Annotated in this window: 25 protein-coding genes and 1 pseudogene; 5 read left to right on the forward strand and 21 right to left on the reverse strand. The window is 56.2% G+C overall.

The window, feature by feature from the left end; translation table 11 throughout:
* Positions 1-112: 112 nt before the first annotated feature.
* Positions 113-1,228 (forward strand): hypothetical protein, encoded by a 1,116-nt coding sequence (locus SG26_RS01075; protein ID WP_050036607.1) that lies wholly within the window; start codon positions 113-115, stop codon positions 1,226-1,228.
* 5 nt (positions 1,229-1,233) lie between these two features.
* Positions 1,234-1,899 carry a hypothetical protein gene (locus SG26_RS01080; RefSeq protein ID WP_050036608.1) on the forward strand — a complete coding sequence of 222 codons (666 nt, stop codon included), beginning with the start codon at positions 1,234-1,236 and terminating at the stop codon, positions 1,897-1,899.
* A 263-nt stretch (positions 1,900-2,162) separates the two neighbouring features.
* Here SG26_RS01080 and SG26_RS01085 read toward each other — a convergent pair whose 3' ends face one another.
* From SG26_RS01085 to SG26_RS22160, 5 genes are all read right to left on the reverse strand, one after another.
* On the reverse strand, positions 2,163-2,426 hold the full coding sequence (locus tag SG26_RS01085) for a hypothetical protein (protein WP_050036609.1): 264 nt from the start codon (positions 2,424-2,426) through the stop codon (positions 2,163-2,165).
* A gap of 64 nt (positions 2,427-2,490) precedes the next feature.
* On the reverse strand, positions 2,491-3,270 hold the full coding sequence (locus tag SG26_RS01090) for an N-6 DNA methylase (RefSeq protein WP_050036610.1): 780 nt from the start codon (positions 3,268-3,270) through the stop codon (positions 2,491-2,493).
* Positions 3,271-3,387: 117 nt separating this feature from the next.
* Positions 3,388-3,717 (reverse strand): type II toxin-antitoxin system PemK/MazF family toxin, encoded by a 330-nt coding sequence (locus SG26_RS01095; protein WP_050036611.1) that lies wholly within the window; start codon positions 3,715-3,717, stop codon positions 3,388-3,390.
* A 1-nt stretch (position 3,718) separates the two neighbouring features.
* A complete protein-coding gene (locus SG26_RS01100; protein WP_050036612.1) occupies positions 3,719-4,075 on the reverse strand; it encodes a helix-turn-helix domain-containing protein in 357 nt (118 codons plus the stop codon).
* Positions 4,076-4,313: 238 nt separating this feature from the next.
* Positions 4,314-4,754 carry a hypothetical protein gene (locus SG26_RS22160; RefSeq protein ID WP_050036613.1) on the reverse strand — a complete coding sequence of 147 codons (441 nt, stop codon included), beginning with the start codon at positions 4,752-4,754 and terminating at the stop codon, positions 4,314-4,316.
* Between the two features lie 106 nt (positions 4,755-4,860).
* Between SG26_RS22160 and SG26_RS01110 the strand changes: the two genes are divergently transcribed.
* On the forward strand, positions 4,861-5,250 hold the full coding sequence (locus SG26_RS01110) for a hypothetical protein (RefSeq protein ID WP_050036614.1): 390 nt from the start codon (positions 4,861-4,863) through the stop codon (positions 5,248-5,250).
* On the opposite strand, the pseudogene SG26_RS22165 reads toward SG26_RS01110, so the two are convergent.
* The 5 genes and pseudogenes from SG26_RS22165 to arsD form a co-directional block, all read right to left on the reverse strand.
* Positions 5,229-5,315: pseudogene (locus SG26_RS22165) on the reverse strand (type II toxin-antitoxin system RelE/ParE family toxin); the annotation flags it as partial. The gene SG26_RS01110 and the pseudogene SG26_RS22165 overlap by 22 nt on opposite strands.
* 157 nt (positions 5,316-5,472) lie before the next feature.
* A complete protein-coding gene (hcsS, locus tag SG26_RS01115; RefSeq protein WP_175055132.1) occupies positions 5,473-5,655 on the reverse strand; it encodes a halo-CC-star protein HcsS in 183 nt (60 codons plus the stop codon).
* Positions 5,652-6,020: a halo-CC-star protein HcsL gene (hcsL, locus tag SG26_RS01120; RefSeq protein ID WP_050036616.1), complete on the reverse strand. Its 369-nt coding sequence runs from the start codon at positions 6,018-6,020 to the stop codon at positions 5,652-5,654. Before hcsL ends, hcsS begins: the two co-directional genes overlap by 4 nt.
* Positions 6,017-7,942 (reverse strand): arsenical pump-driving ATPase, encoded by a 1,926-nt coding sequence (gene arsA, locus SG26_RS01125; RefSeq protein WP_050036617.1) that lies wholly within the window; start codon positions 7,940-7,942, stop codon positions 6,017-6,019. The genes hcsL and arsA overlap by 4 nt, the downstream gene beginning before the upstream one ends.
* Entirely contained in the window at positions 7,943-8,269 is a 327-nt protein-coding gene (arsD, locus tag SG26_RS01130) for an arsenite efflux transporter metallochaperone ArsD (RefSeq protein WP_050036618.1), read from the reverse strand. It lies immediately after the preceding gene.
* Between the two features lie 549 nt (positions 8,270-8,818).
* On the opposite strand from arsD, the gene SG26_RS01135 reads away from it, so the two are divergent.
* A complete protein-coding gene (locus SG26_RS01135; RefSeq protein ID WP_007188973.1) occupies positions 8,819-9,208 on the forward strand; it encodes a metalloregulator ArsR/SmtB family transcription factor in 390 nt (129 codons plus the stop codon).
* An 81-nt stretch (positions 9,209-9,289) separates the two neighbouring features.
* The gene (locus SG26_RS01140; RefSeq protein WP_050036619.1) at positions 9,290-9,718 is read left to right on the forward strand and encodes a low molecular weight phosphatase family protein; all 429 of its coding nucleotides are present in this window, start codon (positions 9,290-9,292) and stop codon (positions 9,716-9,718) included.
* Between the two features lie 89 nt (positions 9,719-9,807).
* Here SG26_RS01140 and SG26_RS01145 read toward each other — a convergent pair whose 3' ends face one another.
* The 11 genes from SG26_RS01145 to SG26_RS01195 form a co-directional block, all read right to left on the reverse strand.
* On the reverse strand, positions 9,808-10,707 hold the full coding sequence (locus tag SG26_RS01145) for a transcription initiation factor IIB family protein (RefSeq protein WP_050038227.1): 900 nt from the start codon (positions 10,705-10,707) through the stop codon (positions 9,808-9,810).
* 57 nt (positions 10,708-10,764) lie between these two features.
* Positions 10,765-11,451 carry a hypothetical protein gene (locus SG26_RS01150; RefSeq protein ID WP_050036620.1) on the reverse strand — a complete coding sequence of 229 codons (687 nt, stop codon included), beginning with the start codon at positions 11,449-11,451 and terminating at the stop codon, positions 10,765-10,767.
* A 142-nt stretch (positions 11,452-11,593) separates the two neighbouring features.
* On the reverse strand, positions 11,594-11,944 hold the full coding sequence (locus SG26_RS01155; RefSeq protein WP_004966192.1) for a type II toxin-antitoxin system PemK/MazF family toxin: 351 nt from the start codon (positions 11,942-11,944) through the stop codon (positions 11,594-11,596).
* Between the two features lie 15 nt (positions 11,945-11,959).
* Positions 11,960-12,229, reverse strand: a complete 270-nt coding sequence (locus tag SG26_RS01160) for an AbrB/MazE/SpoVT family DNA-binding domain-containing protein (RefSeq protein ID WP_007188968.1) — start codon at positions 12,227-12,229, stop codon at positions 11,960-11,962.
* A gap of 122 nt (positions 12,230-12,351) precedes the next feature.
* A complete protein-coding gene (locus SG26_RS01165; RefSeq protein ID WP_007188967.1) occupies positions 12,352-12,567 on the reverse strand; it encodes a hypothetical protein in 216 nt (71 codons plus the stop codon).
* Positions 12,560-12,763 carry a hypothetical protein gene (locus SG26_RS01170; protein WP_007188966.1) on the reverse strand — a complete coding sequence of 68 codons (204 nt, stop codon included), beginning with the start codon at positions 12,761-12,763 and terminating at the stop codon, positions 12,560-12,562. Before SG26_RS01170 ends, SG26_RS01165 begins: the two co-directional genes overlap by 8 nt.
* A gap of 232 nt (positions 12,764-12,995) precedes the next feature.
* Positions 12,996-13,361, reverse strand: a complete 366-nt coding sequence (locus SG26_RS01175) for a hypothetical protein (RefSeq protein WP_050036621.1) — start codon at positions 13,359-13,361, stop codon at positions 12,996-12,998.
* A 58-nt stretch (positions 13,362-13,419) separates the two neighbouring features.
* Positions 13,420-13,659, reverse strand: coding sequence for a hypothetical protein (locus SG26_RS01180; protein WP_050036622.1), 240 nt, complete (start codon positions 13,657-13,659; stop codon positions 13,420-13,422).
* Entirely contained in the window at positions 13,656-13,862 is a 207-nt protein-coding gene (locus tag SG26_RS01185) for a hypothetical protein (protein ID WP_050036623.1), read from the reverse strand. The genes SG26_RS01180 and SG26_RS01185 overlap by 4 nt, the downstream gene beginning before the upstream one ends.
* Positions 13,853-14,167, reverse strand: a complete 315-nt coding sequence (locus SG26_RS01190; RefSeq protein ID WP_050036624.1) for a hypothetical protein — start codon at positions 14,165-14,167, stop codon at positions 13,853-13,855. The genes SG26_RS01185 and SG26_RS01190 overlap by 10 nt, the downstream gene beginning before the upstream one ends.
* Positions 14,164-14,454, reverse strand: coding sequence for a hypothetical protein (locus SG26_RS01195; protein WP_050036625.1), 291 nt, complete (start codon positions 14,452-14,454; stop codon positions 14,164-14,166). The genes SG26_RS01190 and SG26_RS01195 overlap by 4 nt, the downstream gene beginning before the upstream one ends.
* Between the last annotated feature and the right edge of the window lie 46 nt (positions 14,455-14,500).

The raw sequence follows: 14,500 nt of genomic DNA on the forward strand, positions 1-14,500 counted from the left end.
TCAGAAGGTATACGATCTGAATACCAAACAACGGAAGCTCTCAGCCCGATACTTCCGAGATGCCGACCTTGGCGGTCGCTCACCGTCGGAACTGGAGGCCGCCGGGAAGCTGATGGCCGAGAACAATCCCAAGCAGGTCTCACGGATGCTGCGTCGGATGGACGACGGCCAGCAGGCGGCGTTCTTGAGCGATGACCTCGACGAAGCGGCGCGTGCGGACTTATATAAGGCTTGGAAAAACGGCGACAATGTACGTGCCAGCGATGTTGCAGAAGCTACCAGCGCTGACCCGCAGACAGTGCGGCTCATCGCAGATGGCTCCGGTGATGTAGACGACGCCTATGATCGGGCAGTCATTCGAGCAGCCAACAGCGATAGTGTTGCTTCCAACAAGCAACTCAAGCGAGTTGTCCGGAAAGTCGACGAGCTTGACGGTACTCGGCAACGCCGGGCCAAGCAACTCATCGCTGAGACCGACGGTGCTGGTGTCAAGCTCGTTGACGAACTCGATGACAACGCGTTGAATAATCTACTTGACTACGATGGTGAAAGCGCTCGAGGGATGCGGAAACGGATAACCGAGCTGTATGATAACGGCGATATTCGGAAGAATCAAATCGAGACGTTCGGACGTGATCTCGAATCACTTCGGGAGGCAGATGTGGATGGTGTAGAACACGTCATTTCGGAGGATATCGTCACAAATGGTGAGGCAGGGAACGTTGAGGGTGCGATGTACGAGTTTCGTGTTGCTAATGAGCGTGTAGACAATCTCAACAATATCGATGAAATAGGCAGAGAGATTGATACAGTCGATTATAGTGATCTCAGCGATGATCAAATTGACCAACTAATCAAGGAGATTCACTTTCCGGATGCCGACACCCGTGCAGCAAAAGAACGGATTATCAAGGACGCAGTAAGCCCAGATCCAGATGGCACTCCGAAAACAATGGAAGTAGACGTATTGAAAAAGAATGGAGACTACGTTGAGGCAAAGGCAAAAGACCGAATCAGTTGGACGGATATACGTAGTAAAACAATTCGGTATAAAGCGAACCAGCTAAACGGGAATATTGAACCGAACGACGGCATTATGAAAGTTGTTGGCCGTCCAAGTAGATTCAGTGATGGCCGCCCGGGAGGCCCTGATCTTAACAAAGTCGGGCGAGTAATCCAAAATACCCGTGGTCTAGAGAAGGCGACGCTACAAAAATACCCCAATTAAAATCAATGTCCGATGATTATCTCACCATTCAGTTCCCGTATAGACAAGGAGATGCCGAAGAGCTGAAAGACCAACATTTGAAGGCGTTCGAAAATGGGGACCAGTTCAACGTGGCCTTACCGTTTGTTGAAACCAGCGTTGGTAACTTCCAGATCAGTAGCGCAGATATTCCTGAAATCACGGGAATGTCTGATTTACACAATTATGAGTATGAAACAGCGGGTGACGAGTGGAATCTAATGTATGCTCCGATGGTGGAATACTATCTCGGGAGTCTGGCAGGATTAGCCGACGGAACCAACACAGAAAGTGGCCATCCATTGCATACGCTGATCGATGTCGTTGTTACTGGGTACAAAGCAACAGATAAGCCACCACTCGCGGCTATTGCAATTACGCCGCCTCACGAACACCATTTGGAACGCCCACCGTTTACCGCGAAGTCACTGGCGCATGACACATATGACCATCTGAGTTGGCTGTCAATTTTCACACCGTCGATGGTCGAATATTATGGCCGCGAGACGTTGCTCTCTGCTCCCGCCTGGAAAGTTAGGGAACTAACCGATGGCGCGATTCTTATCGTTTGTCATTCTGATATCACAAATTGGGGCGTAGATTGTTGTGATATCGCACATCACATTGGACTTCCTTGGTATGCGGATACGTAAACAGAAGGGTGTCATAGAACAGTTGACATGGTTTTCCAGACTGAGAGGACTGCTCTAACCGTTTCTGGATAGCAGTAACAATCTCCTTCTCTCAGAGACCGCTTTTCCGGAAGCTACTGAGGTGTGTGAATCGTTTTATGACACCCTGTTACAGCGGCAATGAGGGGTGCGACTGTAGACTAGAGGTAACTGCCTCACCGTAATTCACTTGAGTTCACGGCAAACGATATCATCGGCGGTGGGGAATAAAAATACAGAGAGTCTTACTCGCCTGCCTCGTCCTCCTCGGGCTGAACATCCCGAAGCCGACCACCAATTTCCTGCTCGTACTCTTCCAAGAGCTTGTAGAACTCCTCGATCGTCTCCTCGGCAGTCTCACCCTTCGACTTAATCGTCATACTGTCTTCGTCTCGCGTCCCGGTTCCTCGTTTCATCCGGGCCTCCATACTGCACCCACAGTCCGTTCGTTCGACCTTTTCAACTGAGTCTGGAGCCGTGTCTGGCTCTGTGTCTGGTTCACTTGACATGGGTCTTCTCGGGGACGCTTTCACTGGAACGCCCCGCACCCGACCGGGGCACACAAAACAGCCCTCAATCGCCACTCTCGAACGCACCCAGACTGGCCTGCTCACTCGGAACAGACATCCCGACGCGTGGTGTTCGCTCTTCCGCGCCCGTGTCTGTCCCCTGCGCTGGACGGGGCTGGTTGTCTCCTTCGACCTCCTCGTCGTCTAGCTCGCGAACGCTCCCACCCAGCGAAGAGTACGAGGTCTGCCACGCTCGCTGGAACTCGACAGTGAGTGAGTCACCCTGAATAACGTAGGCGTCCAGATTCAGGAAACAGCAGTTCAACGCCGTCATTCGGGCACACAGTGGGTCCTTGTCTTGTCCGACAAACAGCGCGTCTGGCTGCTTTCGACCGGCGACCAGCAGTGTTCGACCGCTCCCACAGGCCGGGTCAAGGACCGTCTGTCTATCATCGGTATCGCTCTCGCCTCCGACGCCGGCGATCTCAGCCATCGTCTCACAAACAGAGTGGGGCGTGAAGTGCTGGCCGAACGCATCGCTGGACATCCCGTATTCCTCGTAGACAGCACCCAGAACGTCGGCGTCGGTAGCCGCCATCCGTTCTTGGAGCTGGCCGAACGCCTTGGCGAAGAGGTCGACCGAGCGCTGTCCGTCTGGATGGTCCATATCGCCACGCTCGCGATAGTCGTCGACAATCTCTAGATACGGATCGTCTCGGTCCTGCAGTGCGAACAGCATGAGGTTGACCCAGTCTCTGAAGACCGTGTGCGCGCTGTGCCTGCGCTGGCGAATTTGCTCAAGCGTTGCAACAATCTCGTCGACGTCGATCTGTGGCGAAGCCATGCTCTCTCAGCCACCAGAGAGGCACAAAATCTGGCCTGCCGGAGAACGTCGCTCTGGGAATTCTACTTGTGGAATGATCTGGTCAGTACAGGGTGACCACCAACCAGCGTTATTGATTTACAGTACTCGGGTCAGTTCCTGTATACCGTCTGCGATGATAGTCATCGTTGAGTCGTCGACCTGCGCCACACGCTTGGTGATCTCTTGGTGGGGAAAGACGTGCAGCGACCACGGACTCACGTAACTCGGATACGTCTTCAGTTCGCCTTCGGTGAGCGAATCGGCCGTCAATTCAACTGCCGTCTCCCGCTCGGTCGACGTGATGACTGCAACCGTATATCGATCGCCGAAGAACGGTCGGTTCCGATTCGAGACGACGAGATACGGTCGGACCCCGCTTTTGAACGTTGCTGGCGCGAGGACGACACTGCCTTGTGCGTAGGTCATCCTACGCGTTTTCTCCTAAATCCGGCGCTTCGTCGGCCCACTCGTCATCGTCACCGTAAGCGTCGTCGCCATACTCGGCCTCGATTTGCTGGAGGCTCACTGCGTTCGCAATCTCCGAGGCTGCGACGTCCTTGGCAACCGCCCAGTAGGAATCAACCTTCCGAACGAGGCCCTTCTCTTGGAGTCGGGAGAGGGTCTTGTGGACGCTGGAATGCGGAACATCGGTCAGTTCTGTCAGTTCCTTCGGGCTGAACCCCATGTCAGGATGGTCAAGCAACACCGTGAGCAGTTTGTGGGCGTTCGTGCCCGGTTTAACGGGCGGCGTATCCCCTCCGCTGGAGTCGATTCTGATTGGCATTAGTGTCTGTCTATGTCAGCATTTGTCTGAGAACGTCATAAAATTATTGCCGTCAAAAAACGCTCGTGATCAACATCTGTATCGGCCGATCATATTCTCTGTTCTCGCTGCACAAGCAGTGATGCATACGCGCTCTGAATAACACCTGAAACTGACAGGACTCACAGCGGTCAATTCGCACGCTCACTGAGCGGTCGTTTCAATCGCCGTCATGAGCAAAGAAACCGTTCTACAGCGGCTACAACGGGTCGTACAGGTCTTCGACCCCCCGTCGATAGTGGTCTTGGCTGGAGTCTGGAACTGGATCAGCCTCCTCAAGATGCTTCGCGATGGTGCTGGTGAACTGCTTGGGCGGCCTCCAGCTATCGTCAATTTCGCGGGCCTCCAACTGCCTCATGACCGCATACTCACCGTCAGCTGTGACGTACAAAACACGAATTCCCGGCTTCTCGCTCAGCGGGCCCCTGAGCAGTTTCCCTGTTCGTGTATTGACCAGCCACTCAAGTAAGAGTCCAGCCCGGCACTGGATTGGGTACAACTGCACTTCGTTCTCTTTGGGAGATTCTGTGCGACCGTTGTCGGCCCACGACTGGGGCAAAGAACGATTGTCAGTCTCATCTTTCCAGCGCCACTTCAACTTTTTCGGCCCGGTATTCCCTCGTCGGTATCCACTACTCATTGTTGGATTCTATCAGCCACTAGAGAAACACAAAATCCGCTCTGTATCGCCTCTATAGCAACTTTTTTGCTGTTTGAGGGTATATGTGTTAGTACACGGACTCACCATGAAAACAGCCGAGTCCCCCACCACGACTAGCGAGTGTTCGCCACCAAAACAGTGGATATCCCGCCAGCCAAGTGGCACCCGTGATCTTGACTTCCAGCGGATTCGTGACGACCGGTCAGCAACGTGGAACGCTGCCCTCGATGCCGATGTCGACGTAACGAAGGGCGGTCGCCCGGACCTGTTTCTCGTCTCCGTCGACGGCGACTGTCCTGTGAACTGCTCGCTGGCCGAGCATCCCAACGGGACCCACGCCGGCTGGTGCAGCTGCGAAGTCTTCCAGGCGACGACCGTCTGCCCACATCTCTGTGTTCTCCGCCAACACGCTGCCCTCGGCGGTCTCAACCTTCCAAAGCGAACAAACGAGGGTCAGTCGTCGTCAGCCGTGTAAGCACCGCTCTGCTGTTCGATTCTGTGTATTTCAAGCACTGAGGCATCATGCGTAAGCACACACGCATACAACCTCAGAGAATGGATTTTGATGTGTGTCTTCAATACGTCTAATCTGACATGATCTAAACCCCAATTGAAAACTTTGTAGGTTGAGTTGGTTAGGAGTAAGTCTAAAAGCGCGAAATATGATACGAAGAACTACCGATATCGCTGTCAGTTCTTAACAGCAGCCGCCGGTGTCACAGGCATCGTCGTACTTGATTCCGGTCTCCTCGCTGATCGCCTTGCTACACTCCTCTAGTATCGTCTCAAACTCAGAATCGATCGCTTTGGATTGTTTCTGCGCTAGTTCCTCCCCCAGTGCTTCGGCCGCTTCCAGCACGTCTTCGTCAGTAATACTCAACAGCAGCCACCCCCAGTTGACTGAGCGAATTTCCGACCGATTTGCTCAGTTATTACCTCGTTGGTATCCTGCAAGAGTTCGACGAGCGCTTCTCGTGCTTCGCGGTGTCGCTGGATAGTGTCGTTATCTGCCATCTCCGATTTGAGGTCCTGCAGTTCGCTCATCACCGACTGGTCGAACTCACCCTGTTGCATCTGTTCCTGTTTCTGGTCAAATTCGTGGAGTAACGCTGTAGCTTCCGAGTCCTCATCAAGTGCTTCGCTCGCCTCGGCGAATTCGCGATATGTCTCGGAGTCTGTGAGTGTCTGTATGAACGTTTGGAACTTGTCTTCGACGGCTTGCTCCTCGAACTGGAGCTCACTCATGACATCCTCACCTCCTGTTTCTTCGTGAGTTCCGAGAGGCCGGTAATCTCGTCACCGAAGGCGCGCAGTTCGTCCAGCCCGACCGGCTCGTCCCGGCGCAGCGGCGCGAGCATCATCGGGGTCTCGAAATTGTCCTTGATCTCCCCGAGATACTTTTCCTGCTGAGCCCGCCGATTCGCGAAGAAGGCATTGTCACCGTATTCCTCGGGCAGGAGATAGTTCGCGACGACGAAGGCCGTCTCGATACCGACCTGGTCTTTGAGGTCCTCGGCCGCTCGGTAGGCCTCCATCATGGGCGTGAACTCGGGATACATGACGAACGCGAACGAACTCCGGTCGGGGTCTTGCATCGTCTCGATGACCTCGTCGTACTGGTCGCCCTTTGCCGGTGCGGCCCCCTTCGTCAGCGAGCCCAGGTCCATGAACCCCTTCCAGTCCGACGGCAACTCCAGCAAGCGAAGCGTATGGCCCGTCGGAGCGGTGTCGAAGACTACGATATCGTAGCCATCTTTCTGGAAGTAGCTCACGAACTTCTCCAGTGCGGCCATCTCCTCAGCGCACGGCGATTCGAGCTCTTCCTCGACGTTCGCGATCGCAGCTTCGACATCTAGCTCGGTGTCATCCTTGTCCTCGTACATCTCGTGGACGTGGTCCAGCACCTGCGTTCGGTACTCTTCGAGGGCTTTCTCTTGGTCGATTCGTGCTGCGTCGAGGTTCGATTGACTCACCGACGTCGGCTCGTGACCGACAGTTTCGCCGAAGATATCCTCCAGGTGGGCAGCTGGGTCGGTCGTCACGACCAGCGTCTCGTAGCCAGCTTCGGCGAGTTTCGTTGCCGACGTTGCGGCCACGGTACTCTTGCCGACACCGCCTTTCCCGGTGAAGAACAGGTACCGCGTACCATCTCCCGGCTGGAGTTGGTCGGCGACCGATTCCGGGTCGGCTAGCGTATCGATATCGACGGAGTGGCCCGAATCGACATCAGTAGCCGCGCCCACGTCCACAGTAGGCTCGTTGCCATCGTAGATGACACCACCTACGTCCGACAGCAGCTCCAGTCCGGCGATTTCACCGGGCTGGAGCGGATACGTCGCCATCGCATCAGCGTCGAACTCGGTCTGTGCTCGTTCAATGACTGCCTGTTCGTCCTCGCGTTTCCCCTCGAAGAAGGGGTCCTCACAGACCGACTCGGGGAGGTACCCGTTGATCACGAGGAACTGGGATTCGATGCCCAGTTCGCCGAGGTCCGACGCACTGCGTTCGATCTCTTCGAGTGAGGAATCCTCTGGCTTGCCGACGAACGCGAAAGTCGTCCGTTGTTCGTTCTGCAGGGTGTCAATGGCTCGCTCGTACTGGGCCTTCTTGTCCTCCATGGAGGCGGCGGGACCGATACAGGTCGAGCCGCCCTTCTCGAGTTCGGCGTTCCAGTCCGAGGGGAGCTCCATCAGCCGAATCGTGTGGCCGGTCGGCGCCGTGTCGAAGACGACCACGTCGTACTCGGGGCTATCCATGAACTCGACGAAGTTGTCGAATGCTGCGATTTCTTCGACACACGGGCTGTTCAACTGCTCTTCGACTGTTTCGATTTGATCGTCGTCGAGCAGTTGCCGCATCGGCTCAATCGTTTCCTGTCGGTACTCTTCAGCTGCGGTGTCGGGATCGATTTCGATGGCAGAGAGGTTGTCGATATCGTCGATTGTGGTTACCTCGTGGCCGATGTCCTGCTCGAAAATGTCCGAGAGGTTCGGGGCTGGATCCGTTGTTACCAACAGTGTCTCGTAGTCGTTGTCGGCCAGCCACGTCGCCGTGGCACAGCTGACAGTGCTCTTGCCGACGCCGCCCTTCCCGCTGAAGAATACGAACTCTGTCTCTTCGCTATTCGGCTCGACAACTTCTTCGGCTGGTGTTTGTGTGGTAGCCATCTACGCTTCCTGTGGGTCGGCGGAGTTCTCGATAGTCGATGCAAGCTCGTCGTACGAGAGATACGCCTCTTTGGCGACGATCTCGTCGTCAACGACGGTGATCGGGAGAATCGACGGGCCGTGCTCTTCGACCAGGTCAGCGATTCGCTGGGTTTCGAGGAACTGCTCAATGTTGTGTTGCATATTCGCTCGCGACACATCGACATCGAACTCGTTTTCGAGTTGGTCGAGGGCGGCGCTGACCTCGACGAGTTCGTCGTCGGGGTCCGGTCCACAAACGCCTGTGGAACAACACATCGCTTCTTCGTACAGGGTGAGTTCAGTCATAGTTTTGTAAATCGTTCAATCGAACAGTCAGGATGTTCGAATTGAGTTCTGTATCTTCACTCCTATTCTACCGGCTTCAATTTAGAATTTGTTCATATGTACTTCAACCCTTTGGTCAGCCCACGAAGCTATCGATCACCCATGAGTCGTCGATGACGACCGTCGCTTGCCCGTCGAAGCGGCGGTATTCTCCGTGGCCGTTCTCGCTGTGTTCATGAGATCTGTTCCGCCAGCTAGAATCATAATGTACCATCGATGCGCCGACTAGTTCGCTCTGGAGAGAATCACTGAGACCAACATCGTGCCCGAAACCGACTCGACACTCTCGTAGTTCACCCGCTCGTACGTAGACATCAGTAATGACACCGCTCGTGAGTCGTCGCTGTGACCGACGCTATTGGTTGTACCAAGTGGCACTGTCGGAGCGCACCACCGTACTCAATGGTTCGGGCTAATCTGAGTCATTACTAAATTGTTTAGAATTTCACAGTCAAATTATACAGTACCCACTACGCAACACTTACTTTACTGTCTACTCAATCTGTGCGTATGTCATCAACCGAGCGGCTACAGCGGTATCTCTCCGATGAACGAGGTGGCTGTGGCGACGAGGAAGCGGCCCAGCGGCTCGCTGAATTGGAAGAACTTGACGCAGCCGCGGGCGGTCCGGACCTCGAATCAGATGTGAGTGTGCTGTCCGCACTCGCCAATGAGACACGATACAAAATCGTCCGGATTTTGCATATGGCCGATGGGGAGCTCTGTGTCTGTGAGTTTTCACCACTGCTAGATGTGAGTGACAGCGCTATCAGTCACGCGCTCTCCCAGCTCACCGACGCCGGACTCCTGAGTCGACGGAAAGACGGAAAGTGGCGGAAATATCGGACGACACCACGGGCGAGTGCATTGTTGGTCGCACTCGATGGGTCTCGAAAATGACTCCACGAACTATCGAAAAATACAGAGGTCAATATAGGTCACATACGAGAACTCTTGATAGACAAAGTAAATGGAGTATCTATGTCCGCTGACTCAACGATGAAATTTGGATTTGTTTGTGTACAAAACGCTGGCCGCAGTCAGATGTCGACAGCCTTTGCAGAGCGTGAACGTGAGCGGCGGGGTCTCGGAGATAGCATTAAGATTCTCACCGGTGGGACACACCCTGCTGACCGTGTTCACGAGGAAGTCGTCACTGTCATGGGCGAACTTGACATCGATCTCTCGGACCGGACACCTCAGGAGGTCTCGACCAAGGAACTCGAGTCCTGTGACGTGGTCGCCACGATGGGTTGTTCAACACTCGAACTCGACGCCGAGACTGTCGATGTCCGCGATTGGGGACTGGACGACCCGGACGGGCAGGACATGGAGCAGGTCCGCGAGATTCGAGATGAAATAGCACAGCGCGTCTCGGACCTTTTCGACGAATTCTATGCTGACGGATAAGGCGTAGCGATGGTGTAGGTTATTCGGTGTGGATTTAATTCCGTTTCTGTAAAAACACATAGACAGTAGCCATAGTCCGTCGCGAGCGGTCACGCAACGATATGCTCCTCGATCTCTTGGAACCACTGCCGGGCCGTGGTAATATGCACATCCAGCGGCTCGCAGATCGTCGCTTGCGTGAGCCGGATGTCTGACTCTTTCCCGGCGAGATACAGAGCGCCGGCTGCGACTCCATCCGGTCGTCCGTTGACCGCTGTTGACTCGGTTGCCTGTTCTGCGAGTTCGAGCGCTCGCTGGCGAATGTCCGGGGCAACGTCGAATGGAAGGTCCGAACAAATCCGCGCCACCCAGTCCACCGGGAGCGATACTGGGATCGGAAGGTCAAGTTCTGTCAGGAACGTCCGGTAGCAGTTCCAGACGTGCGATGCAGAACACCTGGCAACGTCGGCTACCGTCTCCATCGTCACGAGGCCATTGCACCGGCAGGCGGCGTACACAGCGGCCGCTGCACCGCCCTCAATCGACCGTCCGATCAGGAGGTCCTTGTCCTGTGCCTCCCGGAAGAACGTGGCTGCCTGCTCTTTCACCGCGTTGCTCTCAGACAGCGCACTCGCAATGCGTCGGATTTCGCCAAGCCCGTGAGCGAGGTTCCGGTCGCGCTTGCTGGTGAACTTCGACCGGCCATGGAGTCGTCGCTGGCGAGCAAGCCGTCGACGCCGTCTCGGAGAGATATCTGCACTATCGACGCTTCCGATGTTCGTCGACAGGCCCCGGTCGTGGCGAGTGGCCGTCCGAGGTGCGCCCGTCCGTTTCTGTTCCTCCTGATCGTACGTTCGCCACGCTGGCCTGCGGTCGATCTGGTCTTGGTCGGTCACCAGGCCACAGTCCTCGCAGTGCGTCTCTCGGCCGGTGCTGTCGAGTTCGCCGCCACACTCGGGACAACCCGGCGTAGCTGCAGACAACGCTGTCTGGACAGTTTGTGAAGACATATTTCGAGACATCTTCTCACCTGACCAGAAGGTCAGAAAACCCGCTGCGGCCCCCGGTTAGGCGTCTGGCAGTTTTCCATCCGGGCGCGGGACTCGCTGGGCGTCGATCTCGATCTCGACCCGGCGACGGTGCTTGCACCGCTCGGCCTCATCGGGACAACTGCACGTCTCTTCGAGCACGTCGACCTCGTACCGGCTATCTGATGCTGAGTGAACCTCGTAGCGACCGGGCTTTGCGAGGAAGGAAACGTCGATATCTTCCTGCTTCGCTCGTTTCGTGCGTGGTTCGTCCTCGGAGGTGACAGCCAAGGGGTCCTCTTTGGGGCCCGTGACGCCGCTGTCGTCGAACCGGACCTGCATGACTCCGCCGTCAGCGACTGCCTTGCGGGGTTCGCCGTCGACGTGCAACCCGAACTGGCCATCGAGAGCGTCGTCGTCAACCCACTGCGGGATAGGTCGCTCGCCGGTGGCGAAGGCGACTCGCTTCTGGTGCTTGCACTCCTCGCCGGGGTTGAACTGTTTCCACTTGCATTCGCAACTCCCTGTTCGAGTGTCGACAAGGTACTCTGAGCCAGACCCGGAGTTGACCAGGAAGAGGTCGTCGTCGTTTCGTGCCCGACCAATCGAGTCCATCACGGTCATGACTTCGGTCAGCGCCCGAACGGTCCGGTTGTTCGGGTCAGCCTTCTCCAGTTCGCTCTCGTCGATGCTGCCGGCGTCGCTACGGGATTCTGTGGTAGCCATGAATGACAGGCGGCACGCCCTCTGTGGGACGCCCCTCACCCCGCTGGGGCACAGAAAATTCGGTGACTAGAGTTTGTGAAGGCGCAACTCTATTTCAGACAGAAGTGGTCAGTGCAGACTATACACTGACAGAACTTTTCGCTCAAATGCCGAGGCTATCTTTGATTGCCGAGTCGATTTTCACCATGTCTGATGACGGGACAGACCCAATGTTCTTTTTTACACGTTCGTCGATGTCAACAACCCGGATTTGACTTAGGTCTGCCACTGAATCGTGATCAAGGACAGTATCCGAAGCCAGTACTTCTACCTCGAACGGGTACGTGTCTCCAGACGTGTACTGCTTTGTGAATGGAGCGATGATGGTTGTCGGCGAGTACTGATTCCCAACATCGTTCTGGATGACAACACAGGGCCTGCTCTTCCCTTGCTGCTCACTCCCTTTCGTGGGATTCAGTTCAACAATGACAATGTCGCCGCGGCGTACCTGCACAATTGACTCCAGAATTCACTCGCTCCAACCGGGCGCGTCACCGAGATGCCCGGTTGCTTCTGAGGATGCTTCTTCCATTTCTTCAGCCAACTCACGAGACCGCTCGGCTCTCTTTCGGTATCCCTCAGCAAGCCGTTCCTCATCTGTCGGCGGTTTGATTATGATCTCGTCATTCACTTCGACGAATTCAACTTCGTCACCGCCTTCGATGCCACGACGGTCTCGCAGTTCCTTCGGAATCGTCACCTGCCCCCGATCTCCGACTTTCCGTTTGTGTTCAGGCATACCTATTCATACTTTTTTCATACTGATATAGATGTCGGTGGCATGGTCATTCAATTCGCATACATACTGAGCAGGCGTTGCAGCCAGCACCATGGCTAAAGAAACTGCCTTTTCGCCGCCTGTCAGAGTTCGGTCGCCTGCATCTGCTCGTGTGCGTCGGGATTGACCACCGGGATGACGCCCTCGACCTCTTCGTTGCCGTACTCTTCCCGGATCAAGTCGTGTATGTCATTCGCGAGAGCAACGGCCTCGTCTTGCTTGTTGGAACTCGCCTCGTTTTCGGGAAAATCTGCTGGCCCGACGCCCTCCACGACGATGAACAGCTGGTCGTCACTCATTGTCGACCGCCTCGACGAGCAGCGTCGTTTCGGGCAGGTCGTCGCGAGAGGCCGACAGGAACTTCGAAGTCTCTAGCGTTTCCTCGACCAACTCGACCAGTTCCTCCGAGACATCGCCAAAGTGAACGATGGCGTCGGGATCGGGGTAGTTGTCGTACTGCTGTGCAGCCGTCTTGTCTGTCTTGTTCTTACTCATAGTCAGTCGGCAGAGCGCCCTCAGTGGGACGCCCCGCACCCCACTGGGGCACAGAAATTATACGATGGCTCGTTCCCAGCCATCCGATTCATCGGCATGAACCTTACCTGCCTCCAGAAGCGGGACCGCCGGACCGGCTTGCCGGTCCAAGGTGGAGCGTGTCCCCGAGCGCTTGCGCTCGGGAACCGTGAGCGTGAGAGTGAGCGAAAGAGTGGCTGGTACGGCTCCTCGATTATTCCGCGATTACGTTCCCGTTCTCGTCGATGGCATACCTGAGTGGGTACACGTTCCCGTCGATATGCGTGGCCTTCTTCGGCAGCGTCTCGTTCAGCCACGCTTCGCGGTCGGCGTCAGTCTGGATGTCCTCGTTCGGGGAGTGGACGCTGAACAGGTCCATGCTCACCCAGCGATTGACCGTCAGCTCACCGGACGGGGAGTACACCTTCACCCGCTCCTTTTCAGCGTCAACACCGACGACGGCGAGTGCAGACGTGCCCTCAGCCGTTTTCAGTCCATCACCGATATCCACGGCATCAGGGTCGATATCGAGGTCGTCGCACTGCTGTACAGCCGTCTCGTCTGTCTTGTTTTCACACATAGTCGGTTTGGCGGAGCGCCCTCTGTGGGACGCCCCTCACTCCGTTGGGGCACAGAAATTATGCGACGGCTTGCTCCTCGGTATCCGATTCATCGCGACGGATCTCGCGTGCCCGCTCTCGGAGGCGAGACTGGACTGGCGTCCGGTTCTCGTGCTGGTTTTCGTAGGCGAGATACTGCTGGATCGTCTCCATTGAGTGCATACAGTTGATGCCGGCGACGATTGGCTGGAGATGATCGGCGTCCAGCAACCGCTCTGGAGGGAGTTTGTCGAGAATTGGGTCAGAAGTGTCGCTCATGCATCTTCTCCCCGGAAGTCATCGAGCGTTGTCTTGCGCGTGTACCGACAGCCCGGATAATCAGCCAGAAGCGTCTCGTCGACGGCGTCCCAGAAGCCGATTTTGTGTGGCGCAACCGGCTGCCAGAACCGGGCGCGTGCCAGTGCTGCCGGAACACGGTGGCGTTCCTCGCGACGCCACTGCTCGCGCTCAATCATCGCCATGGTGACGCTCCCTCCGGTCTGTCTGCCATGTACGAGCTGGCAAGCTCCAGCCCGGCGTCGAGTGACCGCCGCGTCCCGACCAGTCTGGTCGCCCGTTCGAGCGTCCAGCCAGCGTCACTGTATTTCAGCAAGACTGTCGCTCCGGTGTCGGGAATGTGCCACCCGATCGTGTCGTTGCCAGCAGCGAGAAATTCCCACTCGCCGGCAGCGGCTTCTTGTGCCGCGCTCTGTCTGTCAATCAGCGTATCCGAGCGTGGGCCACCAGCGTCGAAATCACCCAACGTGGCCGTTCCTGCTGCGTTCATGCAGCGACCTCCCGGCGGTCTAAACCAGCGAGTTCGGCGTCGATGGCGCTGATGATACTCGTGACCTGTTCCTCTAGCGTGTCTACCTGCTCACTGTTGACGTCCAAGAGCGACCGAAGTTCGAGTACGTCCGGGAGGTCAATGCTGTCTGAGCGCCGGGCCACCGCACGGAGGACAACTGCTTCAACACCGACGCTGTCGGGCTGTCCTCGAACAGTCGTCGCGATGGACTCGACGAACTTCGGGATGGTTGGCTGTGACAGGTCTTCCGAACGACGGCAGGACATATTTCGAGACATCCTCTCACCCGCCAGAGGAACACAAAATGGGGGG

This window comes from Haloarcula sp. CBA1115, from assembly GCF_000827835.1.
Lineage (GTDB): Archaea > Halobacteriota > Halobacteria > Halobacteriales > Haloarculaceae > Haloarcula > Haloarcula hispanica.